General features: G+C 64.8%; 15 protein-coding genes. 11 read left to right on the plus strand and 4 right to left on the minus strand.

Going from position 1 to position 26022, the window contains the following annotated elements; translation table 11 throughout:
- Positions 1-4: 4 nt before the first annotated feature.
- The 10 genes from LZC94_10485 to LZC94_10530 all read left to right on the plus strand — a co-directional run bounded on the left by LZC94_10485 (position 5) and on the right by LZC94_10530 (position 15106).
- Entirely contained in the window at positions 5-520 is a 516-nt protein-coding gene (locus LZC94_10485) for a type VI secretion system tube protein Hcp (GenBank protein WXB17676.1), read from the plus strand.
- Positions 517-906, plus strand: a complete 390-nt coding sequence (locus LZC94_10490; GenBank protein ID WXB17677.1) for a hypothetical protein — start codon at positions 517-519, stop codon at positions 904-906. Before LZC94_10485 ends, LZC94_10490 begins: the two co-directional genes overlap by 4 nt.
- Positions 906-3704 (plus strand): type VI secretion system baseplate subunit TssG, encoded by a 2799-nt coding sequence (gene tssG / locus LZC94_10495; GenBank protein ID WXB17678.1) that lies wholly within the window; start codon positions 906-908, stop codon positions 3702-3704. Before LZC94_10490 ends, tssG begins: the two co-directional genes overlap by 1 nt.
- Positions 3698-5050: a type VI secretion system baseplate subunit TssK gene (gene tssK, locus LZC94_10500; protein WXB17679.1), complete on the plus strand. Its 1353-nt coding sequence runs from the start codon at positions 3698-3700 to the stop codon at positions 5048-5050. Before tssG ends, tssK begins: the two co-directional genes overlap by 7 nt.
- The gene (gene tssC / locus LZC94_10505; protein ID WXB17680.1) at positions 5047-6417 is read left to right on the plus strand and encodes a type VI secretion system contractile sheath large subunit; all 1371 of its coding nucleotides are present in this window, start codon (positions 5047-5049) and stop codon (positions 6415-6417) included. The genes tssK and tssC overlap by 4 nt, the downstream gene beginning before the upstream one ends.
- Positions 6414-7748: a type VI secretion system baseplate subunit TssK gene (locus tag LZC94_10510; GenBank protein WXB17681.1), complete on the plus strand. Its 1335-nt coding sequence runs from the start codon at positions 6414-6416 to the stop codon at positions 7746-7748. The genes tssC and LZC94_10510 overlap by 4 nt, the downstream gene beginning before the upstream one ends.
- 15 nt (positions 7749-7763) lie before the next feature.
- Complete coding sequence (locus LZC94_10515) at positions 7764-10901, plus strand: phage baseplate assembly protein V (GenBank protein ID WXB17682.1); 3138 nt, start codon at positions 7764-7766, stop codon at positions 10899-10901.
- 318 nt (positions 10902-11219) lie between these two features.
- Positions 11220-12296 (plus strand): hypothetical protein, encoded by a 1077-nt coding sequence (locus LZC94_10520; GenBank protein ID WXB17683.1) that lies wholly within the window; start codon positions 11220-11222, stop codon positions 12294-12296.
- 121 nt (positions 12297-12417) lie between these two features.
- Positions 12418-13422 carry a tetratricopeptide repeat protein gene (locus LZC94_10525; protein WXB17684.1) on the plus strand — a complete coding sequence of 335 codons (1005 nt, stop codon included), beginning with the start codon at positions 12418-12420 and terminating at the stop codon, positions 13420-13422.
- Between the two features lie 88 nt (positions 13423-13510).
- Positions 13511-15106: a right-handed parallel beta-helix repeat-containing protein gene (locus LZC94_10530; GenBank protein ID WXB17685.1), complete on the plus strand. Its 1596-nt coding sequence runs from the start codon at positions 13511-13513 to the stop codon at positions 15104-15106.
- 26 nt (positions 15107-15132) lie between these two features.
- On the opposite strand, the gene LZC94_10535 is transcribed toward LZC94_10530, so the two are convergent.
- Positions 15133-15846 carry a hypothetical protein gene (locus tag LZC94_10535; GenBank protein WXB17686.1) on the minus strand — a complete coding sequence of 238 codons (714 nt, stop codon included), beginning with the start codon at positions 15844-15846 and terminating at the stop codon, positions 15133-15135.
- Positions 15847-17060: 1214 nt separating this feature from the next.
- Complete coding sequence (locus LZC94_10540; protein WXB17687.1) at positions 17061-17795, minus strand: hypothetical protein; 735 nt, start codon at positions 17793-17795, stop codon at positions 17061-17063.
- 29 nt (positions 17796-17824) lie between these two features.
- On the opposite strand from LZC94_10540, the gene LZC94_10545 reads away from it, so the two are divergent.
- A complete protein-coding gene (locus LZC94_10545; GenBank protein WXB17688.1) occupies positions 17825-22210 on the plus strand; it encodes a hypothetical protein in 4386 nt (1461 codons plus the stop codon).
- Positions 22211-22319: 109 nt separating this feature from the next.
- On the opposite strand, the gene LZC94_10550 is transcribed toward LZC94_10545, so the two are convergent.
- Both LZC94_10550 and LZC94_10555 read right to left on the minus strand, forming a co-directional pair.
- Positions 22320-23921, minus strand: coding sequence for a hypothetical protein (locus LZC94_10550; GenBank protein ID WXB17689.1), 1602 nt, complete (start codon positions 23919-23921; stop codon positions 22320-22322).
- A 461-nt stretch (positions 23922-24382) separates the two neighbouring features.
- Positions 24383-25612, minus strand: a complete 1230-nt coding sequence (locus LZC94_10555) for a glycoside hydrolase family 88 protein (protein WXB17690.1) — start codon at positions 25610-25612, stop codon at positions 24383-24385.
- Positions 25613-26022 lie beyond the last annotated feature (410 nt).

The following is a 26022-nucleotide window of genomic DNA, read 5'->3' on the forward strand; positions in this document are numbered from 1 at the left end:
GATCATGCCTTCGAACAACCAGTCCATTATTTACATCTCCATCAACGGCTCGAAGCAAGGGCAGTTCAAGAGCGATGACACGCGCGCGGGGGAGGGGAGATCGACCGCCATTGCCTTCGGGGGCAAGGTGACCGTCCCGATCGAGACGCGTGGCAAAAGCGAAAAGGGCGCGGGCACGGTGCAGAACGAGCCGATGTGGATCGTCTGCGAGTGGAACGCGGTCGTCGCGCAGTGTTTGCAGGCCGCGTGGAGCAACAGCGAACCGCTCGAGGACGTCACGCTCGACTTCAAACGCAAAGATTCGGGCGGAAAGGAAACGTCGTACGCCACCATGGCGCTGAAGAAAGCCACCGTCACGATGGTCGAGTTCGGGGTTGCCGATACGGCTCGAATGCTGCCCGGCGATCACGAATACAGCGATCTGGCCCGAATCAGCTTTTCGTACGAGGAGGTCGAGCTCGAGGTGAAGGGCGTCGAAGGCGATACGAAAGCCGCCTACAAACGAAAGGCCGACGCGTGATCGCCCAATTTCTGGAGAATGTGTCGCACACCCATTCGTCGCAGGGCTCGATGCAGGAGCTCCGTGCCGCGCTCATGGCGGAGGTCGCGACCCTCTTTGGCGTGCTTCGCGGCTCGATGCCGGGCGACCCGGAGTACGGGCTCGGTGATGTCACACGCATCTACGAGTCACGGCAGGGCGCCGGAGCATGGTGCGCCGAGACACAGGCGGCGCTTCGTCGCTACGTTCCGAAAATTCATCACCCGCGGGTATCGCCGGTGCCGAGCGATCGACTCGATTTGACGTTTCGCGTCCGAATCGAGGGGTGGGTCGTGGTGAACGGGCGACCCATGCCGGTGGCGTTCGAGGCGGCGGTCGCTCCACGACGAGCGTGGGAGGTGATCTGATGGCGCGCTTTCCGCAGGCACGTATCGAAGGGCTCGTGGCCGCCGCGCGCGCGTTCGCAACGCTGCATCCGGGGCTCGTGGGACGCCTCGGTCGCATGGCCATGGACGCTTCCCTCGAGCGCATCCGCCGAGGTGTTTTCGCCATCGGCGCTGCCATCCTGGAGCGGATCCCCGATTTCGAAATGGAGAGTCACGGCGCGCTGGCGGACGTTGTCGCCCCCTCCTTGGCGCGGCCGTTTCCCGCAGCCACCATCGTGCAGCTGGAGCCCGAGGACGGCCGGAGCCGGCGCATCGCCGCGGGCGCAGAGATCCTGTCGGCCAAAGACCCATGGTGCCGTTTCCAAACGGTGAGCGATGTGGATGTGGGGCCGTACCGCATCGAGAACGCGCGCGCCCTCGCCGGATCGCTCCAGTTCGAGGTGCGCGTCTTCGACGGGACGCTCGACACGGCGTTGGGTGAGGAGCTGCGCATTTACGTGGACGGCCCGCACGAAGCCGCGCTTTTACTGCTCGCGCACGTCCTTCGCCATACGGAGCGGGTGGAGCTCCGTTTCCCCGATGGGCGCGTCCGCGATTTGGACGCGGCCGTTCGGCCGTATGGCCTGCGGCTGGACGAGATGCTCGCGCCGGAGCCGGACGGCCCTCCCACCGCGACGTCCCTGCTGCAAGAGTATTTCAGCTTTCCCGAGAAATTTCGGTTCTTCGTTCTTCGCCTGGGCAGTGCACATCGCGGCGCGGGCGTGCGCCAGGCTACGGTGGTCCTTCGCTTCGAACGGGCCTTACCCGCCGCTGCGTCGCTTGCGCAAGACGGCTTGCGTGCGCACTGCGTGCCGGCGGTCAACCTGTTTCGCACGACCGCCGAGCCGCGCATGTTTGGTCCCGGCGTGTCGACCTTCCCCGTGCACGTCGCGGGGCTACCCCGAGCGCGCGGTGTTGTCTATGCCGTCATATCGGCGACGGCCAAGCCCCGCGATCGGGCGGGCCCGACCATCCCATTGCCTGCCGTGCGGCGCTTCGCAGCCGAACGGTTCTCGAGCGACTTTCCGTACGCCTACTCCACGCGTTGGGTGCCCTCCCGCACGCGCTCGGAGCCCGATTTGTTCGTCACCTTAACGAGCCCGCGAGGCGCCGAGCCCCTCCTCGAGCCCCATGTGATCGCGCTGCGCGTGTTGGCCACGAGCCGCGGGTGCGAGCTGGCGCCGGGGGAGCTTGCGTCGGCGGGGGCCGGCATGCCGGGGTCGATGCGCGTGCGCAACATCCTGCCGACATCGAACTACGTTCCACCGGCTGCGGGCGCCGACCTCGCCCTTCGGGCGTTCATGCGTGGGGCAATCCCCGACGAGGACCCGCTCGTTGCGCTTCAGAACGTGCTCTTTTCGCTCCTACCGCCATTCGAGGTCGATCCGGCACGCTTTCACGCCAACGTCGCCCGGATTCGGAGCCTCGAAGCGCTCACGATCCAGCCGACCACCGAGCCGAGTGGCTCACGCCGCGGCTATCGGGCATCCCTCGAGCTCGACGAGACCGACTTTCGTGGACCGGGCGACGTCGCGCTCTTCGCGCGCATTCTTCATCGACTCCTCGATGCGCACGTCGCCACCAACGGCTTCGTTCAATGCATCGCAACCTTGAAGAAGACCGGCGATGCCATCCGATGGCCGCCTAGCGTCTCGGAGTCAACGCCCCACGAGCATCCTTGCGCGGCGCGCCCGCGTGCCTCGCATCCGGAGCGAGCTCCGCTCGGTCTCGCCGTTCGACAGGCACGGGTCGATCTGTTCGAGCGCCTCGTCGAAACCGCCGGCCAATACGACTTCTTCGCGGCCGCTCGCCTCCTGGAGCACATGTTCGCGGCCGACGTCGGCCGCCCCCATCGCGGGCGCCGCCCCATTCGATTCGGCCAAGTACCGAGTCTTGTGTACCCTTCCGGTGACGTCGCGGCCCTCACCGTGTCCAGGGGCGAACGCCCGCACGTGCGGTTGGATCTTCGTTTCTTGGGCCTCGTGGGCACGTCCGCCCCTCTCGCGGCCCAATGGACCGAGGAAATCGTCCAGCACGACGACGAGGGCGTCGTGCGCGCATTTTACGATGTGCTGCACCACCCGCTGGCCGCGCGACTGTACGCCGCGTGGAAGGCGCGCGCCATCGAGGGTGGGTTCGATCTGGACGGCAACGACGCGCTCAGCCGAATCCTCCGCCCGCTGGCGGGCGTCGACGCCTTCACGGCGATTGCCGAGGACCCCTTGCCGCCGATGGTCGCGTTGGGCCTCGCCGATTTTCAGCGCGGCCAGCCGCACGCGATGGACGTTCGCAGCGCCGAGCAGCTTCTCCAGCGCCTTGTCCCGTGGCCCATCTCCTTGCAGCCCAACATCCACCGGACCGTCGCCATCGACCCGTTTGAGACGGCGCAGTTGGGCGTGCAGGTCTCGACCCTCGGAGAAGACATGATCTACGGCGACGAGCGCGACGATACCGAGGGTCTCGTCCGCCTTCACGTGGGGCCCGTTGGTCGCACCGCGTACGAGAGCTTGATGCCCGGCGGGAGTGCCTACGCTTACGTGGAGTTGCTGACGAGGCGCATCTTCGACGCCAAGGTTGCCGTGGAGCTCGAGGTCCACCTCGACGCGAACGACGTACCTGCGTGGGAGCTCGGCGCCCGCGAGCTTGGCGTGGAGACCTATTACACTACGGAGCTCGGCGGATCCCTTCACGTGCGCGTGCCGCTCTTGGCCAACGCCGAGGAGGCCACGCGCGAGTTCGTTCCAGCCGTCGAGAAGGATGAACGATGCGCGCGATGCTGAGAAAACCGGCGTGGCCCTACAAACTTCGACTTGCACCTCACCATTTCCAATGGGCCGACGAGTACCACGAGCAGGGCGCGGCCCGAGCTCTCTCCTATGTTGCGGATGACGCCTGGGGCATCAACGAAATCGAGTGGGATCCGGTAGCCGAGGAGAGCGGCCGGCTCGAGATTCGCCGCCTTCATGCCACGATGCCCGATGGTACCGAGGTCACCGTCGGGCCGGATGATCGACCTCTGCGGCTCCCAATGCCCGATCTCGGTTCGAGAGAATCGGTGCGGCTCTACATCGGTGTTCCGGCGGTGCAGAACTCCCGCGCCAATGTCAATGCACCGGGCGATCCGCATCCCGATCGTCGCTATGTCACGGAGACCCATACCGTGGCCGACGTGGCCAACGGCACGAGACCCATCGAGGCAACCTGGTTGCGCCCCAATGCCTGGCTTCTCTCGGAGATCAGCCGGCTCAATGGGTTCGACGTGGTGCCCTGCGGTCGACTCGTCCGCGACGAAGACGGAAAGCTCGTTCTGGATCGCCACTACGTTCCGCCCGTCTGGCGGATTCGCGCATCGACCTACATCACCGAGCAGCTCGAGCAACTCCTCGAGCTCTTACGAGCGCGGAAGGCCTGGGCGGATCACTGGCAGGCCCTCGATGCGCTCAAAGACACCCGCCGCCAATTGCGAGGCCTTCTCGGTACCTATGTGCAAAAGGTTCTCGATTTGCTCGACCGCCCGCTGACCCCACCGCACAAGGCGTACCTCGATCTCGTCGAAATCCTCCACACCCTCGCGCCCTTCACCCCCGCAGGGGATGCGCCGCTCCCTTCCGGTTCGGAGCGCGACGACGATCCGGTCCACCTCCCGCGGTTTCACCATCAAGAGCTGGGCCGCACGTTCTCGGCTCTTTTTGATGCTCTGACGAAAACGTTGGCCGCCATCGGCGCAAAAGAGCACCTCGAGATCCGGCTCGAAGGCGTGCGCGACTACCCGTGGGCGCGCCAAGCCGACCTGCGCTCGCCGCCGGGCGTGCTGGAAAAGGAATTTTTCCTCGCGGTCACGGGCCAAGACCTCGACCGACTTCGCACGGAGCTTCCCCGGTTGGCGAAGATCGCCCCGCTGCGGGACCTGCTCGAGTTGAAATACGCCAACGTCGCCGGTGTCCCGGTTCAATGGAGGCCGCGACCCGACAAGCTCCCGGAGGTGCACGGTACCCTCTACTTCCAGCTCGATAAGCGCTCCGAGATCTGGACGGCCATCTGCCGCGCCGGGCGCCTGGGATTGCAATGCTCGATCCCCGGCATCACGAGCATCGCGCTCTACGCGCTGGATCCGGGAGAACGATGACCGCGGCGGATACGGTAACGGCGAGCTCCCCCGACGACATGGCCGTCGAATCGCTCATCGCGCAGCTGGCGGGATCGCCCGATCTCACCGATTGGCTCATCGCCAAGTTGGATGAACGCATCGGGCGCCAGGTCGACGTCATTCTTCATCACCCGAAGTTTCAGGCGCTCGAATCCGCGTGGCGCGGATTGAAGTTCGTCGTCGACCGGGTCGATTTCACGGAGAACATTCGGATCAAGGTCTGGAACTACTCGAAGGAGGAGCTTCGGTCCGACTTGGCCGAGAACCCAGATCCCACGAAGTCGTGGCTGTATCGCATCGTGTACTCGGAAGAGTACGGACAGCATGGCGGCGAGCCGTACACGGCCATTTTTGCTCCGTTCGCGATGACCTCATCGCCTGAGGACCTGGACCTTTTGCGGGGCATGGCCTCCGTCGCCGCCATGGCACACGCGCCAATCTTCCTTGACCTCGACCCGCTCCTTTTCGGCGTGGCCTCCTACGAGGAGCTCACGGCCATGACCGACCTTCACGCCGTCTTCGACACTCCCCAAATGTCGGCGTGGAATCGGTTTCGCGAGACGGAGGACAGTCGCTACGTCGGCCTCTTGCTGCCCCGCATGCTGCTCCGTTTGCCCCACCGCGACGTGGATCAATCGGACGGGTCGGCCGAGAGCTTCGTGTACAACGAGCGCATCGACGGGATCCGCGATCATTTGTGGGGAAGCGCGACCTATGCGTTTGGCGTGCGCTTGGCCGACAGCCACGCGCGCCACCGAACCGCCATGGGGGTGCTCGGCACGTTCGACGACGAGCCGCCCGTGCGCGATTGGCACGCGGCCATGAATTCGGACGCCTGCAAGCCGCCGGTGGACGTCGTCCTCTCGCGCAAGAAGGAGCTGGCCCTTGCGGAGCTTGGATTCATCGCGCTCACGTGCGATCCCGTGGAGGGCTCCCTTCGGTTCGCGACGGCCAGCAGCCTTCAAAAGCCGAAGGTATTGTGCTCGGACCATGGGCCGCAAGCGACGCTCAACTACTACCTCGGCACGCAGATCCCGTACCTGCTTTTCATTTCGCTCTTTGCGCATTTCGTCAAAATCATTCAGCGCGAGCACCTGGGAGGCCATCACACGGCGGGAGAGCTCGCGAGCGATCTCACGACGTGGATCCGCCAGTTCGTCAATCGCGCCGAAAACCCGCCCGCTGCCATGCGCCTTCGGTTTCCACTTCGCAGCGCGAAAGTCGACGTGCGCGAGATCGACGGCCAGCCGGGCTGGTACCACATGAACCTCATCGTGCGGCCGCACATGCGCTACAAGGGCGCGGAGTTCGAGCTGTCGGTGCCGGGGAGGCTGGACCGCCGATGATTCCCCGAAAGCCCTTTTGGCCACGCGTTCTGCGCGGCCAACCCATCCACTTTTACGCCGCGGACACCTACGGCGAGAGCTTGCGCGCGCGCGCCCTGCGGCGCGTTCTTCCCGATGCCTACGGGATCGTCGATATGGCTTACGATCGCGACGCCCTCGTCCGGGGAGAGCTCGTGTTCCGCAAGCTTCACGTGGTCTTCGCCAGCGGCCTCGAAGCTACAATCGACGAGGAGACCCCACCGCTGGAGGCCGACGTTCAAACGAGGCTGTACGGGTTGACGTCCTCGATCGGCGTCTACCTCGCCGTGCCCAAGCTGGTCCTGGATGGTCTCAACCTCACCCCCGACGACACGAGCGCGCGCTCCACCCGGTATGTGGGAAACGTCGACGCCGAGCTCCCGTGGATGCGACCGAAGCTCGAGATCGTCTTCGACGACTACCCGCGCGACCGTTGCGACCGCTCCGAGGTCATCGCGCTCGGCCGGGTGCAGCGTGCGGGAAGCGCCATCGAGTTCGCAGGGGCCGTGTGGCCAACCGTACTTCATGCGCGCGCGTGCGACGCGTTGATCGGAACCGTGAAGGCCGTGGTCGACGCCCTCGCGCGGCGCAGAAGCGAGCTGCTCGAGCTGCGCAGCATGGCGCCGTTCCACCTCACCGCGGCCACCCTCCCGCAGCAGGCCCTCGACTTGCTCGTCATCGTCAGCCGAGAGCTCGCCGTTCTTCGCGCGCTGCTCGGACGCGCTTCGACGACGCCATATACCTTTTACGAGCGCCTTCAATCGCTGTACCTCGCCCTGGTCTCCTTCGAGCCGGAGGTCGAGCAACCACCCCTCTACAAACACGACGAGCTCGGCACCATTTTCCCGTGGTGCGCCACGAGGATCGTTCGACTGCTCGACGCCGTGGCCCGCGACGACGTGACGGCCTTGCCGTTCGCATGCCTCGATCAACGAGGACTCTTTGCGTTGCAGTTTCGCCGGGAGGATCTACTCCACAAGCGCCCCGTGCTCGTGGCGACCTGCGACAACGACGACTACCTCGAGCACCTCCCGCGCCTCATCAAATTGGCCGCGCCGTTTGCGATCGAGGAATGCATGGAGCGCTCCTTTACGGGAGTTCGGATCGATCGGGTGCTCGACCCGCCCCGCGAGCTCCCGCAAGGGCGTGGGATTGCGGCGTACAAGATCCTCGAGCGCGAGCGGGATCCCGACCGCCGCCCCTATTGGCAGGACATCGTGACGTGCCGGGAGGCGCGCGTGTTCCTCCCGCACGGCGCGCCGCCGACCTTGAAGCTCTTCCTCTACGGCATCGACCGTGATGCCTGGATTTGACGCGGGGGACGCATCATGGACATGCCGTTGAATCCTCTCGATGTGCTCGAAGATCTCGCCGGGTTGACAGGGGGAGACGGCAACGACGACCCCTTCGAGCTCGCCATCGGTCCTTACGCAAACGGCCAGCTGCGGGTCTTATCCTTCGAAGGCCGCGAAGCCATCAACGATCTCTACGCGTTTTCTGTCACGTTCACCAGCCAGCTCCCCTTGGCAGGCTTGTACGCGCTCGAGGGCGAATCGGCATGCCTGACCATCAAGTCGACGGGCAACGACGAGCCCCGTGTCATCCAGGGCATCGTGACTACGCTCGAGGCCCTCGGCGCGGCGCCAGGGGAACGGGGCGGTCCACGCCGCCGCTATGAAGTTACGGTTGCACCGAAACTGTGGCTGCTCACGCAGCGACGCACCATCCGCTACTTCCAGCAAAAGACCCCGAAGGAGATCGTCGAGAAGGTCTTGGCGGAGATCAAGATCTCGGCCAAGGAATGCAAGTGGCACATCCGCGACGACGATTATCCAAAGTTGCCGTTCGTGTACCAGCGCGACGAGACCGACTACGAATTCTTTCGACGGGTTCTATCGGATGCCGGAATCGTTTTCTGCTTCGACCATGCTTCCGGTTTGCTGGATACCGTACTCCCGGGCGCCGGTGCCGTTGCGGGCGCGCTTGGATCCGTAGCTGGGATGATCGGCGGTCCCGTGGCGAACGCCGTCGCGGAAGTCGGAGCCGCCACCAAGATGCTCACCGTGCTGACGTTCTGCGATGAGCCGCGCGACTTGCCCGCCGTCCAAAACATGGCGGTCGCCAATGAGCTCCTCGGCTCCGCGCTCAAGACGGGGATCACGAGCTTGGCAACGGAGCTGGGCGGCAATGCCTTCGGTGAAGCCGCGGGCGATTTGATCGAGAACGAGGGTGACGAAATCTCCTACGACGACGAGGGTGGGGCGGGCACCGACCAGGAACGCATCTTCGCCTTCGGCCTGAAAAAGTCGATTCGCCCGAAGAAGATGCGCGCGATCGAGCGCGACGCGGGAGCTCGCAGCAACTGGGCGGGTGTGGCCAAGAAGGACTCCATCAAGCACACGCTCGATGTGAAAGTGGGCCTGGCCATCGGTCCCAAGGGCCCTTCGCTCAAAGGTGGCGCGAGCTTCGACCTCGACATCGATTCGACGAGCATTCCGCCCGCGATGCTGATGCAGCAGATGTTTCAGATCGATCCGAATTTGCGCGCTTATGCGAACAAGCAGCGACGACTGGACATCGAGCTTGCGCGGGCCCGGGTCGACAGCATCGAGGGACGAGGGCAAAGCGATTGCCGCCGCTTCGGTGCGGGCTACCGTTTCAAGCTTACCGGACACCCCAACGACGCGCTCGATCGCGAATACATCGTCGTGGACATCGTCAGCAAAGGCGTGATCGATCCGGCATCGGTTGAGCAGCGCGTCTACCAGAACGAGTTTCGCTGCATCCCTTCGGCCACCCTCCCGCTGGCGGCTCGAGCGGCGCGCCCCAAGCTCGGCGACGAGCTCGCGCGGGTCGTGGCGGCCACGGGCAAGCGCCAGACATCGCGCCTCGACACCAATCGATCCGGGTACGTGCACGTCCGATTCGATTGGGACGTGGCCGATGACGAGGGAAGGTTCAAGGGGGAGCTCGCCTACGGCGAAGAGCACGACCAAGCCGTTTGGGTGCCGGTCGACCAGCACTGGGCGGGGGATGGCTATGGGACTCAATTTCTCCCCCGCGAAGGCATGCGGGTGCGTGTGGGCTTCATCGAAGGGCACGGCGAGCGTCCCTTCGTGAAGGGCTGCTTCTACAACGAGGAAAACCGGCTGCCGTTTCGCGATTTCCTGTCGCACCAAAAAGTCGGGATCGTCTCCAGGACGATTCCGGACGATGGCGGCCGCAACGAGATTTCGATCGATGCGCGCCGGGGAGGGGAGCTGGTGCACATCCGTAGCAACCGCGATTTCGACATGCGGATCCGTCGCGATTCATACATGCTGGTCGAGGGCGACGCGACCCAGCACGTCAAAGGCCATTCGAACGTGCAGGTGGACCACGATCTGGGAATCAGCGTGGGCGGCGCCGAGCGGCATGTGGTGGCGACGTACCGGATCGACAGCGTGGGGGACACCCAGACCACGTCTATCGGTGGCTCGGCGCAGCTCGACGTGGGCGGCGAGCTCGTGGAAACGGTCGCGGATGGGCATCGGCGAACGGTCGGAGGCTCGAGCCAAATCGTGGTCGATGGGTACCGCTCGACCGTGATTGGCGTCGACGACGTCCTGACGGTCGCGGGGCAGCACGTGGTGACCGTCGGCACCGAGGAGAACCCCGGGGAGAGCGCCATGCACGTGATCGACGGCACGTACGTTCGCAGCGCGAAGAAGATGATCCTCGAAGCCGACGAGATCGTGCTTCGCACGCAGGGGACCGAGATCCACCTCACAAAGGACATGATCTCGCTGCTCGCCGCGAAGGCGGTCCACGCCAAGGGCGCCGAAGCGATGCTCCGACTGGAAGACAAGAAGGCGGTGATGTTCGCCCAGGAGGTCGATCTCAACGGCAGCGGGACTCGCGTGCACCTTGCGGACAAGATGGAGGTGACGGATCCCGAAAGCCTCGACGAGAAGCGCAAAAAGAAGATACCGCCCGAGATGGTCCGGGTCGTTCTGGACGATGCTCTCTTCGGCCAAGCGGTGGGGACCCCGGTCCGCCTCACGTTCGACGACGGCTCGACGAAGGATGTCACGACGGACGGACAAGGCGCGGTCGTCTTCGAGTCCACCCACAAATCCGTACGTGCCACGGTGGAGACACCCCATGGGCCGCGCGAGTCGTTCGCGTACTTGCGCGTTCCCCCGGAGAGCTCGCCCATGGGGCAGTGGCAGCGCCTCGTCAACCTTGGCTACGTGTCGACGCGCCCTCCGCCCGCCAGTCCTCCGAGCGCGGACGCCCTCGCGATGGCCATTCAGGAGTTCGAAGCGGATCACCAGCTCCCCGTCACCGGCAAAGCGGGGCCGGACACCGTCGAACGCCTTCGCGCCGCCCACGACGACGACGAGCGCCCGTGGCACGCCCGCGATTGGGCACCCCGCCCAAAGCCCGGCCGCGGCGCGCGCAACACCAAGGGCTCGGCCACGTAGGTGTCAAGAATGACGATGACCATTCCCACGTCGCGCGCCGTTCATCGCTCCCTCCGCTTCGCCTGGCTCGAGTACGAAGACGTTCGCGACGGCATTGCGTTCGATCGCGCTTTCTCGTCGGCGGAGCTCGGATGGCGGAACGTTTTTCTCGACGTTCCACCCAGCAAGACGAATCCGAAGATCCGCGTCTCGCCGAGCATCTCGGATCTCGATATTCGCTGGGTCTCCCATCCTGCGGCACCGGAGGAGGAGGGCCTCATCGCACGCCCCACGTCGAAGAGCGCCTCGTTCCTCGGAAAGTGGATCCTGAACCCCGGGGTGGAGCTGGGTGAGCTGACCTTCGACAACACGCAACATCAAGCCGACCTCGTGGCGGTGAGCGGGCATGGTGGTGCCGGAGAAGTCTTCGGTAAAGCTTCCGGGGAAGATGCTCGCATCGAGCTTCAGAAGGTGTTGGCCACCCACGTCGGCGCACCCTGCACGGGTAGGCTCAAGTACCTCTTGGTCCCGTCGTGTTCCAACTGCTCCTACGCGTGGTCGGAGGAGTGGCTTCCCGTCCTGCAGAAAAAGCAGCCCGTGCACGGCATCTTCGGATTCTCGGGAAAATATTCGGGCGATGCGGTGGGCGCCACCTTGATGCGAAATTTCGCTGCGACCCTCAGGGCAAACCCGGCGATGCCGCTTCTCGACGCATGGGCGAGGGTCAATATGGCACACCGGCAGGATTGGGGGGCCGTCCAGCTCTTGGGCGCCCGAGCCGACTCCTTGCAGCAATGGGTCACGGGCGGGTTGCAAACCCCTTCGGACAAAACCGTCATCCACTACGATCGAACCGCCTTTCCGTCGGGCAGGCCGACCCGAGCACGGGACGATGACCCGAAATACGACGCCCGTTTCGTGATGAACGACGGAACGGTCATCAATCGTTTCAACAACCGCGCCGACAACGCCGCCGTGGGGCTCTTTCCGGGGAAGCAAGGAACGCTCGTGGTTCGGGCCTATGACACTCCCTTTCCGGACACGAGCACAGTTCGCATTCTGTTCTACTACTGGAGGCCACAGAAAATCGAAGTCGATCTCGACAACTTTCTTATTTTCGACGAGGTCTTGTTTCAGCCAGGCAACCGGCCGCGGATCGAAAAACTCAAGGATGCGAACCCCGAGAAAGAACACGCGACCGGGAAGTATGATGGGATCCAGGTGTCGGGCTTTGCCGGAACGGAAATTCGCCTGCCATTTGTCGTCTCGCAGAAAGCGCACAGCATCTTCAAGGAAGATTCCAACGGAATGCACACGCATGGCTTCTTCTCATTGGGCCTCTATCCACCCGGATCGGTGATGTTTGTGAGTGGCCCGAGCATTTACAGTCCAGCCAACGGATCGTTTCTTCGATAGGCGTCGTTCAGGCGTGAAAGTCATGGAGTTAGCTTTGGGACACCATCGCAGGACAAGAGGTCGCACCACCGCCGTTCGAGCGCGGTTGATCGTCACCGGAATCCTCGTTCTGGCACCGTCCGTGTCATTTGCACAATCGGCCCCGTCCAAAACCGAGCTTCAAACCGCCAAAACGCTGTTCACGGAGGCGCAGGCCGACGAAACCGCGCAGAGGTGGGAAGCCGCGCTGGAGAAGCTCGAACGCGCTGCCGCGATCAAGAAGACGGCGGGGATCCTCAGCCATATCGCACGATGCAAAGACCATCTCGGCCGACTTCGCGACGCGGCCGGCGACTACGAACGGGCGCGAGAAATGGCGCGTGCGGAGGGGAACGGGGCGGTTCTGGCCGTCGTCGAATCCACGCTGAAAGCACTCCGATCCCGCATCCCCGCGATTCACGTGGTGGTACAGAAGCGACCGGGGCTCGAGGTGCAGGTGCGGACGGAGTCACCCGATGGCACGGAGATACCGGTGCAATCCGAGCGGCTGACCCGGCTGATGGACGGATATCAAGTCGAGGTTGACCCTGGCGACTACGTGGTGGCCGCCACCGCTCCCGGTTTCAAACCGTATCGAGAAGTACGCCACATGGCCGAAGGTCACATTCTGGTGCACCAGGTCGTGCTCGTGCCGGAGCCTCCTCCGGCACCTCGCGTGACCATTCCGACCGCAGCGCCCCTCGAACGCGAAGGTTTTTGGACGGGGCGGAACTCGGTCACCATCGCGATGCTCGGAGCGGGGCTGCTCGCCACGGCGGGGGGAATCGGCTTTGCGCTGGCGAGTCAAGGCGACGCGCGCGAGGCGGGCCGCCTGCGCGGTCAGGTGCTGTGGTCACGCTCCGCTTGTGCGCAACCGACGGAGTCGTCGACGAGCGAAACTTGCACGCAGCTTTCCGATACGCTCGACGCGCAGCAAACCCATGCGCGCGTGTCGGTGGGCTTTTATGCCGCCGGCGGCGCGCTGATCCTGGGAGGAGCAGCCGTTTGGCTCCTCTGGCCGAAGGCGAAGCCGAGGACGCGCGGGGGCTACGTGGTGCCACGCATCGACATCGGCAGTCGCACGGTCGGTCTGCAAGGTGCGTTTTGACGGTGCTGTGGCGTCGCGCCGGTTTGCGGACGAGGGCCGCGCGGGTGCGAGCGACGGAGAAAATCAACGAGGTTCGTCAAAGGCGCGGATGGGCGACGACGTCGTTTCCGCGATGGGGTCGATGCAACGTACAGAGGCGTCACATTTCGGTTGGTGGAAGATGGGGCCTACGCTGGCGCTCGTGCTCGCGTCGGGGTGTCCGAACTTTGATGTCAACCGGGATGCTTTCGACCCGGCGCAGGGGGATGGGGGGCCCGATCCCATTGGGCTGCCGAGTGCTCTCCCGAGACTTACGGCTGTCACCGTCGATGGGAGCGCGGCTGGCAAGGTCCGCCAGGGGTATGGGAAGGTCGTTGTCCGTTTGAAAGGTACGTTGCTCGATAGCATCACCGCCGTCACGGTCGGCAAGCTACCGGGAACGATTCTCGATCGTACGCCCACCGATGCCAGCTTTGCCGTGGATGTTCCACATGGCGCTCCCCTTGGCTTGCAGGTGGTCCAGCTGACCACCGCATCGGGCTCACGATCCTACCCGCAGGGGGTGACGATCACGCCGATCACGGCGGGCCTCACGGGAACCGACACCCCCGTGGATGGGGGCGTGCCCGCGGGAACCGACGAGAGTCCGGTCCGCAGTATGGCGAAGGCGGTGTCCATGGCCGCCGGCGGCGATACCGTTTTCCTTCGCGCCGGCACGTACGACCGAGCAAACGGCGACAACTTCGTCACGCCGGCCAGCGGCGGCACCATCCTCGTGGACCCGAATATACCGGCGGGTATTACGCTCAAGGGCGAGGGGCCTTCGACCAAGTTGGTCGGCCCCGGAAAAATTGGGTGCAGCACCGGCGCCGATGCTCGAATTGGACTTGTGCTCGCTGAAAACACGCGGCTCGAGTCGCTCTCCATCGAACAGTTCTGTGTTGGCGTTGTTATCCGAGTCGGCAACGCGGCGCTCCACGGCGTCACCGTGCACAACCATGGAAGCATTGGCGCCGTGATCGTGAACGGGACGTCTGCGACACTCGATTCCATTGACCTGCACTCGAATGTATCCAGTGGGGTAGAAACGGGCGGCCCGGCGGCATTCGTCAATGGACGTATATGGGGAAATGGTGGCCACGGTATTCGCTCGTCCGGAAGCGGCTCGATTTCCATGACCGGCACGGAGCTCGATCACAATGGCGCGTCGGGGTTGACGGCGAAGGATGGTTTGTCACCCACCCCGACGGTCGTTACGGTGAGAGGAGCCAGGATTCACGATAATCGTTTGGGTGGAATTTCGATTGACGAGATGCGAGGCTCTGCAAAGCTCATCGTCGAGAACACGCAATTCGACAACAACAAGCACAGTTTGGAAGCCACGGGAGGATGGGAGATCCAGATTCGGCGCTCGACATTCCGTACGTCGGAGGCTCACCTCTGGCTTTACGGTGCGTCCCTGCTCGACTTCGGGACGAGCGCGAATCGGGGCGAGAATATCTTCCACATCGCGGGCGAGGGGTTCTATGACATGCGCGCTGCATCCTCGGCATCGGTCCCAATCAGTGTATACGGGAACGAGTGGTACGGGCCACCGAGACCACCGGACGGTTGCTCGGCGACGTCTCCTTCGAGTGCACCCCGCAGTTGGTACATCAGTAATCCCGGAACGTGCCCTGCGACGGGCAATGTACTGGTCAACTGACGGCAGCGCGGGTTTCGTGACGGAGGCTACTTGGCGTACGTGTCGATCCAGGCGTCCGTGCTCTCGATGGCCTCGAGGGCACTCGGGCATCGACTCTCCCGCGTGCTGCAGGCGCGGCACGCGCTGACCTCGAGAAGTGTGGTTTCGAAGGGGCCCTGATCGGCTGGGGCCAGCCGATCCATCTCGGTCGCGAGCGCGGTGTGCTCCTGTTCCGCGAGCGCGTTGGGCAGGCAGTTCATAATCAGGGCTTCGCCGACCAATTTCCGGAGCTTCGCGGCCCAGATCTTCGCCTTCTTTTGGTCGACTCGTTTGGTGGGGACCGCTCCCAGGGACTTCGGCGCGGGAGCAGGAATCGTCGCGATGGCCTTGTCGACGTACCCGCGCCACTGCGCGGGGCTTGGCCCCCCGTCGTCGTGGCCGTACACCTCGATGACGAGGTCGCGGCGATTGCCGAAGACGAAAAATCCGTCGCTCTGCCAGGGGGGAAGGGTGCGGGCAGGGATTTCGTCCAAACAGCGGTAGGCCGAGACTTCCCATTGCGGCTTCTGCGCCGAGTGCCACGACGACACGGCCGTGGGGTGCGTGCAATCGAAGAAGAAGCGCTTCACGTAGATAGGGCGCGCCTCCGACGTGTTCTCCGTACCGCCCCACGGGGGGCGGGGCAGAGAGAAGGGTGCTGCGGTTCGGATTGGGGGCGATGCGTCGGGCTGGACTGCGGGGGAGGCCGCGGTCGTGTTCATGGGAGAGGCGTCGCTCGTCTTCGGCGTGGTCGTCGTCGCCGGCGGCGATGTGGATGGCGTTGCGTGTTCGCGTTCGCGGCAATGCGTGAGCATGACGGCAAGAAGCGCGAAGTGCCGGAAGTGCATGCGTGCAGTATCGGTCGCTCGGCCGGCGGAGTCGAGGGAGTCGCTGACGTCGTCGACTTAACCCCAGGGATCTCCTGAGTTGACTCCATATCCAGCATGAGCGAACCAATTTCGGCAATGACGCGCAGTTATTCGATACCTGGCGCGCGGTGCCGTACAGCGAAGGGCTTCGTGAGATCGCGGTGCATGCTTTCTGACGTATTGCTTCTGCAAGGCCCATGCTGGCTCGATTGGGTTGAAAGCCGGCGAGTGCGGAGGCTGATAGATGACGCGGACGCCACGAGCGGCGCAAACCGGCGCGACGCGCCTGTCGTGATGTGCCGGGAGGTTATCCATGACGAGAACGTCGCCCCGACGAAGCTTCGGAAGGAGTCGTTTCGTCAACCAGTCGACGAAACGATTGCCGTTCGCGGTCTGCCACAGGGTATTCAGCACAATCCAGCCGCTGCGCCGGATAGCGCCAAGTAGCGTCAGGTTTTTTTCACGATTCATTGGAATCCGGTCGATAAATCCTCACCAAACGTGACTCCGACTCATCGTCACGCTCAGCCAGGACTCATCAAGAAAAACGAGACGGTCAGGATGGATCCGACGAACTTCTTTCTTGAAGACCCCCCGTCTTGCTAGGACGTCGGGGCGAAGACTCTCCAGCGGCCGCCGGGTGCTTTTTTTTTACAACATAGCCGTATCGATGGAGTGCTCGTTTCATGCTCGACACGTGAACACGAGCACTCACGGTTCGGCCCCGATTGAATTCGGCGGTCATTTCTCCTGCTGTGGGGTCCCCCAGACGCCCCAGGATAGCCGCGACCTCGAGAGCACCAATCTCGGAAGATGTGCCACCCCCCTTCGGAGACGGAGAGACGTTTCCCTTCTTTCGTTTTAACCACACCCACTGTTTTACACTTGCCTCACCTACGGCAAAGCGAACCCCTATTTCCGCGAAACTGCCCTCGCCGGCTTAGTAAGCCCGAACGGCGCGCTCTCGCAGCTCGATGTTGTATGCCTACGCCATCCGGCCAAGAGATCAAACTTTGTTTTCGACCGCAACGTACAAGATCAACTCAGGCGAACACTGGGGTTAAGTGTTAGCCGGCGGCCTCCGCGAACATCGATGCATCCATCGTTCGTTCGAGGCTCGGTTCGGCCGGCGAGGACCTCCCGCCGCGCACCGGCTCGATGCCGCGGCGGAACACGCCACGCACCTGGTGCACACCGTACAAGGGGGTCGTGTCCTTTGCGTTCTCCACGGTGAATACGTCTGCCGCGTCGAAATGACATGAGACGTCCTGGGCGAGGAGCACATCGCCCGCATGAGGGATGGTCGTTTTCGCCCGAATCTCGCCCCCCGCGTCCCGGGACTTGGCAATCACGACATTGAGGATATCGACGCAATAGACCTCCGAAACGAGAAGCCATGCATCGTTCCAGAGCCCCGCGCGCCGGATCGCGAGCACCGCGGTCTTGACCTGGAGGATGTCCGAAAGCTCCACCCGACGCGCCCCAACGGCGCCAAAGGCCCAGGCGTATGCCGAGTCGGCGGTGACGGTTACACCGAGCGCGCCATCGACGAGGCTGGCCTGCGCGTTTGCGTTTGCGCGGGCCTCGAAGGTCATGCCGCGGTGTTTCTTGAATGAGTTTTTGGATTCGTGCGCCTTGGCGACGAAGTCGATACCCAACTCGGACAGAGAGCCTTCTTTGCGAAACACCCCGCGCACCAATCTGCCGAACGAGCCCACCTCGATGCGATCGGCGGGCATCCACATGGGATAGAAACCAAGCTCACCTCGAAGCTCTTCGAGGTATCTTCTCGGCGCGTCCATGGCGCGAGTCTATCAGACGCGGAGGTGGCATGGCGGGTCGCACCGATGTGATTCGGATCGAGACGGGGACGTCCTTCGGAACGGGGTTTCTCATCGACGACGATCGCGTGCTCACGGCATTGCATGTCGTGGGCCGAATCGAGGGCGGGCGGCTGACTCTTCATGGCCAAGATGTGTTGCTGACTGCAGCCGTGCGCGATGGAGAGTCGCTTCGCTTTCCTTCATGCGTATCCAATGTGGAACATATCGAATTCAATGAGCGGCTCGATTGGGCGTGCATCAAAGTCAACGGCGACTTGGTAGGTGCAGGTCGGCTGTCGTTGGGTGCGCTCACCGAATTGGATGACCGTGGCGAGTGGTGCACCTACGGCTTTCCTGCGAGCAGCCCCCAAGACGGTAAAGCCACCGCGGGAACGGTCGCCTCCCTCGATGCCCTGTTGAGCTTTGGCGGCGAGCGGATAAGCACGATTCAATTGTTCTCCCGGGAGGCCGCGGCGGGGCAGGGGGGCTCGGTCCACGGCTACTCGGGCGCCCCCGTCATCGTCGACGATCGCGTGGTTGGAATCCTTTGCGCGGCCCAGATCGACGCGCAGTCCGGGCGCTCGGAGGAAGGGACCCTGTACGCGATTCCATTGACGGAGCTTCGAATTGCGTTGCCGGTGATCGATTGCCCCTATCCCGGCTTGCGCCCGTTCGATGCGGCCGATGCGTCGCAAAGGCGATTCTTCGGTCGCGGCGCCGAGATCGGCCTGGTCCTCCAACGCATCCAGCGCGGCGAGCGGCAGATCCTCGTGGTCGGCCCCTCCGGCTCGGGGAAATCGTCGTTCGTGAACGCCGGCCTCGTGCCGCGTTTGCAGGAGCCGCCTGCGGGCTTCACCGTGCGCAGCCTGCGGCCGGGGCCGCGCCCGGGCGATCGTCTGCTCCTCGCGATGGGTGGTGCCGCCACGCGCACCGGAGTGCAGTCGCTCCTGGCCACGTCGGGCAAAGACCGTGTTCTCGTGGTGATCGATCAGCTCGAGGAGCTCTTTGCGTTGTGCGAGGATCGCGCGGAGCGGCAGCGATTCGTCGATATGTACGGCGAGCTCCAAAGGGATGAGCGTTGCGTGCTCGTCATGACCCTTCGCGCCGATTTCTATGGCGAGCTACTCGATAGCGCGCTTTGGCCGCTCCTCGATGGCCGGTCGTTTCATCTCGATTTGCCCCCGTTGCGCGACGGGCGCCTGGCCGAGGCCATCGAAGCACCGGCGCGGGCGGCGGGGGTCTCGATCGAGCGAAGCCTGCGCGAAAGGTTGGTCGCCGACGCCGCCTCCGAGCCCGGCGCCTTGCCGCTCCTTCAAGTGACGTTGCAAACCCTTTGGCGCGCGCGGACGCGAAGCACGCTCCGCCTCGACGATTACCTCGCCATGGGCGACGGCACCAAAAGCGGTTTGGCGGTGGCGCTCGAACACACCGCCGACGCCGTGCTGCACGGGCTCACTGACGAGCAGCGATCCATCGCGCGCCGCATTTTTCTTCGGCTGGTGACCTTTGGCGAGGGACGCTCGCCCACCCGCCGGCAGCAGCCGCTCGACGCGCTGAAGAGCACCGCGGACGACGAAGCCCGCTTTGCCGCGACCCTGGAAAAGCTGACCGATGGAAAATTGCTCACGCGCGACACCAAGCGCGAAGGGGATATCCTCATCGAGGTGGTCGATATGGCGCACGAGGCGCTCATCACCACATGGCCCGCGTTCGGCGGATGGATCACCTCGCGGCGCATCGACGAGCAGCGGCGAAGAACGCTCGAGGCGGACGTGGAAGAATGGGTCCGACACCATCGCCGCGCGGTGGGGCTGCTCGACGCCATCCAGCTCGCCGAGGCCGAGGCATGGATAACGAGTGATGCCGCGCGCGACGTTGGATATGGTCCGGATCTGACGGCCTATCTCGCGATCAGCCGCCGTGCGCTCCACGAACAAGATGGTCAACGGCGGCGTCGAAGGTATATCGCGTTTGCGGCCCTCGCCGTATTTGCCATGGTGGTCTCGGTCCTGGCGTTGTTCAGCCGGAACCGCGAGCAGGAGGCGAGCCGGCAGAAGAGGATCGCCGAGGAGCAGCGAACCGAGGCGCGGCGATTTCTGGGCATGACGTACATGGAGCAGGGACGGCAGCTCGTGCTCGAAGGCCGACCGCAGCAAGCGGTGCCGTTCCTCGTGGCGGCCCGCGATCAGGGAATCGAGAGCAGCTCCTTGAAAATGCTCTTTGCCAGCGCGGGGCTCGTGTCGAGCGTTTCGCTCGCCGGGCACTCGGAGGCGGTCTTCGATATCGCGATGAGCCCGGACGGCGCCCGCCTGGTGACCGCGAGCGCGGACAAGACCGCTCGTCTATGGGACGCGAAGACCGGTCAGCCGCTCGGCCCGCCGCTCAAACACAAAGACGCCGTCCTTGCCGTGTCGTTCAGCCCCGACGGGGGCCGCGTGGTGACCGCGAGCGGCGACGGCACGGCCCGTGTGTGGGACTCCATGACGGGCAAACCGCTCACGGCGCCGCTCGAGCACCGAGGCTCCGTGCGCGCCGCATCGTTTAGCCCCGATGGCGCGCGCGTGGTGACCGCGAGCGAGGATTTCACGGCGCGCATTTGGGACGCGAGCACGGGCAAGCCGCTCACGGCGCCGCTCGAGCATCGGGATCCGGTGAGCCATGCATCCTTCAGCCCGGACGGCACACGCGTGGTGACGGCCAGCGACAACGATAGCGTGCGCATTTGGGACGCGACCCGCGTCTGGGACGCGGCGACCGGCAAGCAGCTCCGCGTGTTCGAGCATCAGGAAGGCAGGGCGTACGCCGCATCGTTTAGCCCCGATGGCACGAGCGTGGTCACCGCGAGCAGCGACCGAACGGCGCGCATCTGGGACGCGAAGACGGGCGAGCCGCTCTCGCCGCCGCTCGAGCATCAGGCCGCCGTGATCGGCGCGGCGTTCAGTCCGGATGGTGCGAGCGTGGTGACGGCGAGCGGGGACAAGACCGCCCGCGTATGGGACGCGAAGACGGGCAAACCGCTCACGGCGCCGCTCGAGCACCACGACGTCGTGTACGCCGCGTCGTTCAGCGCGGACGGCGCCCGCGTGGTGACGGCGAGCGGGGACAAGACCGCGCGCGTATGGGATGCAAAGACGGGCCAGCCCCTCACGCCTTCGCTCGAACATCGAGGCGTGGTGCACGCGGCTTCGTTCAGCGCGGACGGTGCGCGCGTGGTGACGGCGAGCGGGGACAAGATCGCTCGGATATGGGACCTACGACCGGATAAGCCCATTGCATTTCAAAGGAAGGTAAACGCCGCATCGTTCAGCGCGGACGGTGCGCGCGTGGTGACGGCGAGCAACGACAATACGGCGCGCGTGTGGGACGCAAAGACGGGCGCGGCGCTCACCCCGCCGCTGAAGCACCGAGGAAATGTCAACGCCGCATCGTTCAGCGCGGACGGTACGCGCATCGTGACGGCGAGCCGGGACAAGACGGCGCGCATCTGGGACGCGAAGACGGGCGAGCCGGTCACCCCGCCGCTCGAGCACCGCGGCGAGGTGAATGCTGCGTCGTTCAGCGCGGACGGTACGCGCATCGTGACGGCGAGCCGGGACAAGACGGCGCGCATCTGGGACGCGAAGACGGGCGAGCCGGTCACCCCGCCGCTCGAGCACCGCGGCGAGGTGAACACCGCGGCGTTCCGCGCGGACGGAACGCGCGTGGTGACGGCGAGCGCGGACCAGAGCGCGCGCATCTGGGACGCACGAACGGGTGAGCAGGTCACCCCGCAGCTCGAACATCGCGGCGGGGTGAGCGCCGCATCGTTCAGCGCCGATGGCGCGCGCGTGGTGACCGCGAGCGGGGACAAGACGGCGCGCATCTGGGACGCGAAGACGGGAAGAGCGCTCACGCCGCCGCTCGATCATCAAAGTTGGGTCACGACGGCGTCGTTCAGCGCGGACGGTGAAAGGGTGGTGACCGGGAGCAGCGACCACACCGCGCGCGTCTGGGACGCGAACACGGGCGCGGCGCTCACGCCGCCGCTCGAGCATCAAGACGACGTGAACGCTGCATCGTTCAGCCCAGACGGCGCGCGTGTGGTGACGGCGAGCGGCACCCGAACCCGCGCCGCGCGCGGCGACAACGTCGCGCGCGTCTGGGACACCATGACGGGCAAGCCCCTCACCCCGCCGCTCGAGCATCGAGGCCGCATCAACGCCGCCTCGTTCAGTCCGGACGGCGCGTTCGTGCTGACCGCGAGCGATGACGAAGCGCGCGTGTGGCCGCTCCCCGTGGACCCGGGATCGCTCGACCAATGGCGCGAGCGTGCCACTTGCAACCCGTACCAACTGGTGAACGGCGTGCTTTCGATCCGGTCCTCGTCCATGGCGGATCGCGCGTGCGCCAAATGATGCAATCACGTGCTGCACCATCCACGCCCCAACGTCGTGGTGACGCGATAGCGTCGCGAACGTCGCGGTCTGAAACATCGGCTCCACGCCCCGCGGCCGTCTCGGCTGCTCAGTTGTTCCAACGATATTGGAAGTCGGGCCCACGGTACGCCGTGGCGCAGCTCGGATCGCAGTTGTTGCGGTCTCCCGAGGGCGGCGAGCCGCCCAGCGGCCATCCATCGTAGCCGGTGACCGCCCATTGCCGCGCCGGATCGATGTTCGCGGCCGGGGGCTGGAATCGCAGGACGTTCCACCAGTATTTGTAGTTGTCGATCCAACCCACCATCGCCTCTTTGGTGAATCGATCCCGCTCCCTCGTCTCGCCCGTCACTTGGTAATGATCATAACAAAGTCTCATCATGACCCCGTAAATGACGTAGTTCGGTGTGCCGGTGTAATAGCAGCTCGACCCGACCTGGACGGTCTCGCCGCATGGCGGCTTCGCGCCCATGGTGGCGCACGCGGGCCGGTAGCCGAGGATCCAGCCATTGGCCCGGTTGTAGAGGAGGTCGATATCCCAGGCGCTGTAGCCGGCAGGGAATGTCACCAGGGCGCTGCAGCGCGATCCGCGGGTCGCGGCGTCCCAGTTTCCAAAATCGCGTCGCGCCGAGGCCACGGCTTTTCGGACTTGGCTCGTCACATCGGGACCGCACGTAAAGGTGGTGCTCCCTCCGGCACCCGCGTCCGAGCTGCCGCCGGGGCCCGAGCCACCGCCCGGACCCGAGCCACCGCCGGTGCCGGTCCCCGTGCCCGAGTCCGCGCCGCCCCCCTGCTTGCTCGGGGCCGTACCGCATTGCCCCTGGCAGGCCTTCTCCTTGTTGTCGATGCTCGTGCCCATTTTTTGCGCGGCCTTTGCGCATGCCTCGGCCTCGGAGGAGATGGCGGGGCCCGTCAATGGGGCGCATTCGCCTCCGGCGTTGCCGGCGTCGCCCTGTCCGCAGAGGAGCTGGACGGCGCCGTCCTTGAGCAACTTCGAGCACTGGACGAGGCCGTCGATGGCATCGGCGGTGAGCGGCAACAGGTTCTGCTCGCAGCCGGTGGTCAGGCCGGTGCACGTCCCCGTGGTCAGCGATCCATCGATGGGATCGACCAGCGATCCATCGATGGGGCCCACCAACGATCCATCGGCGCGGCCCACGAGATCGCTCGTGTGAAGGGGTTGCGCGGCGCTCGCGGGTCGGGTCGTTCCGGCGGGGTGGGGTGGGTGCGCTTTTGCATCCCTGCCGAGCGAATCGGCAATTTGCCGCGCCTTCGGATCGCGGTCGAAGGTATTGTCGAGCATTCGCAAATACAGATAGCTCGCGCCGCGCGTGGGATCGGGCCCCGAGCCCACGCGGGAGAGCATGCTGGCATGGGCGCCCAGGCCCGCGACCGACATGGCCACAGTGCTCTCGCTCTCGTTCGTATCGAGGTTCTCTTGCCGGACCTCGACAATCGGCTCGTTCGAGCCATTGTAACCTCGAATCACGGTCGCGCCGCCGTTCGGGTCGAGGCCGACACCCCAAACGTAAACACCAATCGACGCGCGCGTCTCTTCCCCCGCCTCGATGACGACCGGCTCGCGCACGCTCGATCCTTCCGACGGTTTGCTGCTGCTGCAGGAGACAGCGACGCACGCCACGGCGAACGGCAATGTCAATGCGCCCAGTACCCGGATCCAGCGGTTCCGCATGGCTCTCTCCTCGTTGTCCTTTTGCAGCGGACGTTTCCAGTTCCCGCCCCGCAGAGCAACGCCCGCGCCGCAACGATGCATCGCGAAATGCGCGTATCCATGGGACCGACGTGAAAATCGTCAGCGCCACGCGACGCGAATACGGAACTCGTCGTTCCGCACGCGGAAGCGCGCCTTCCATGCGAATCGAGCTCACGCGGCTGCACGAGCCGGCGATTGACGCGTTCGATGTTCGAACGGGTACAAGGGTCCGCGAGCCGCCGGCTGCCATCCCATGACCGTTGGGGGATTTGACATGACGTTTGGCGGCTGCGAAGCGATCCCCATCGAACGCACCCCGGTCGGCCTATGGCGGCGCCATCCTCATCGCTGCCCAAGCAACGATCGATCGATGAGGCGCCGCCAAGCCCGTTCGAAGACGCCGCGCTCGCCGCGTTTCGTCGCGTTTGCGGCGCTCGTCGCTAAAGGCCGATGGCGTGCGCGAGCTCCGCCGGCTTGAGGATGCGCAGAATTCCCTCGAGCAGATAGTAATCGCCATATGGCACGGAGACCTCGATGCCATCTTCGGCCGGGCGGTTGCGGGTGCACCGTGCGACGATGGCCTCGGCCCGAGTCGATTGGGTGGTCAAACAGGTTTGCGCGATGGCCGTGAGGATGCGAATGGCCGCCGCGCGGTATGCGGGGCGTTGCGACACGTTCGATACGTCGAGCAGGCCGCATGCCATGACCACGCCGGCCGAAGCGTCCTTGATGTCGTTGGGGGCTTGCGGGGCCAGGTAGTCCCACACGGGGACGTTGTCCGGGGTCAACGCGGCGAGGGCGAAATCGGCGAGCTTGATGGCCGTGACGAGGAATTGCGGATCGCCGGTGCGGCGGTACATGGTGGTGAATCCGTAGATGCCCCACGCTTGACCCCGCGACCAGCACGACGTCGGGCTGTAGCCTTGTACGGTGTTCGGCCCGATGGGTGCCCCCGTCGTGGGGTTGAAATCGTAGACGTGCGGGGTCGAGCCATCGGGGCGGAGGAATACGCGTTGGGCGGTCTTTGCGTGCTCGGTGGCGATGTCCAGATAAATGGGGTCGTTCGTTTGCTCGGTGGCAAACGCCAGGAGATCGAGGTTCATCATCGTGTCGATGATGACGCGGCCCGCGTTGTTCGCATCGGTGAGGGAGCCCCAAGCGCGGATGAATCGCCCCTTGGCGTTGTACCTTTGAATCAGCGAGGCGGCCGCTTGAAGGGCGCCCGCGCGCCATTTGTCCTCACCCGTGAGCCGCCAGGCGGTGACCCACGAAGGGTAAAAGAGGAACCCCAGATCGTGGGTCCCCGTGTCCGTGCGCCTTGGTGCGAGCTTGTCGGCCCACGTCTGGGCGAGGGTTTTGAACTGCGCATCCCCGCTGTAGAGCCATGCGAGCCACAACGTTCCGGGCCAGAAGCCGCCGATCCAGTCCCCGTTTTGCGTATAAGCCCACTTTTCGAACTTGGTGATCAATGGGAACCCCGAAACGTTCGGGGCGACGGCGCGCAACTTGGAAATCGCGTAGTCGGCGGCCGCTCGCAACGTTCGTAGGTCGCTGCTTCCGAGCGCGCTCGCCGTCGCCGTCGCCGTCTTCGTGGTGGTGGTTACGAGTGTCCCTGCCGCGACGGCGGCGCCGGCTGCGCTGGTGAATAGAGCACGTCTGCTCAGACTCATGGGTCCCCTCCATGCTCGGAGAATGGCATTTGCGAATCGCGCGGGTAGCGCGGGTACCCGGCGAATTTCTACACAACCCCGCGAGGGTTGTATACGCGTCGCGCGCGGATCGGCGCAGGGTCGGTGGGAGAATGTCTACCGGTGTCATTCGGCGAAACCGAGCGGAAACACGTCCAGCGCGCGGTCGACGCCCTTCCGTCGCGCGCCGCCTCGCGATCGCCCGCCTTCACGCACCTTGCTTGGTTCCGTATGGCGTACTCGGTCCCCAAAGGTGCGCGGCTCCGGGCGTGCCGTAGGTTACGGACAACGGGCCTCGACACCCCTGCGAGCGATGACGGGATGACGCGATGCCGCAATGGGAAGATGGTGAATCGGTGATGGCAAATCGACAATAAGCAAAACAAGCGTCG

The organism is Sorangiineae bacterium MSr11954, assembly GCA_037157815.1.
Classification (GTDB): Bacteria; Myxococcota_A; Polyangia; order Polyangiales; family Polyangiaceae; genus Pendulispora; species Pendulispora albinea.

What these genes read in the sequence shown, in the direction of transcription:
- LZC94_10545 (WXB17688.1), top strand. Translation starts at nt 17,825, where the DNA reads ATGGCGGGTCGCACCGATGTGATTCGGATCGAGACGGGGACGTCCTTC.
- LZC94_10515 (WXB17682.1), top strand. Translation starts at nt 7,764, where the DNA reads ATGGACATGCCGTTGAATCCTCTCGATGTGCTCGAAGATCTCGCCGGG.
- LZC94_10555 (WXB17690.1), bottom strand. Translation starts at nt 25,612, where the DNA reads ATGAGTCTGAGCAGACGTGCTCTATTCACCAGCGCAGCCGGCGCCGCC.
- LZC94_10540 (WXB17687.1), bottom strand. Translation starts at nt 17,795, where the DNA reads ATGGACGCGCCGAGAAGATACCTCGAAGAGCTTCGAGGTGAGCTTGGT.
- tssG (WXB17678.1), top strand. Translation starts at nt 906, where the DNA reads ATGGCGCGCTTTCCGCAGGCACGTATCGAAGGGCTCGTGGCCGCCGCG.
- LZC94_10535 (WXB17686.1), bottom strand. Translation starts at nt 15,846, where the DNA reads ATGAACACGACCGCGGCCTCCCCCGCAGTCCAGCCCGACGCATCGCCC.
- LZC94_10485 (WXB17676.1), top strand. Translation starts at nt 5, where the DNA reads ATGCCTTCGAACAACCAGTCCATTATTTACATCTCCATCAACGGCTCG.
- tssC (WXB17680.1), top strand. Translation starts at nt 5,047, where the DNA reads ATGACCGCGGCGGATACGGTAACGGCGAGCTCCCCCGACGACATGGCC.
- LZC94_10550 (WXB17689.1), bottom strand. Translation starts at nt 23,921, where the DNA reads ATGCGGAACCGCTGGATCCGGGTACTGGGCGCATTGACATTGCCGTTC.
- LZC94_10510 (WXB17681.1), top strand. Translation starts at nt 6,414, where the DNA reads ATGATTCCCCGAAAGCCCTTTTGGCCACGCGTTCTGCGCGGCCAACCC.
- LZC94_10530 (WXB17685.1), top strand. Translation starts at nt 13,511, where the DNA reads ATGGGCGACGACGTCGTTTCCGCGATGGGGTCGATGCAACGTACAGAG.
- tssK (WXB17679.1), top strand. Translation starts at nt 3,698, where the DNA reads ATGCTGAGAAAACCGGCGTGGCCCTACAAACTTCGACTTGCACCTCAC.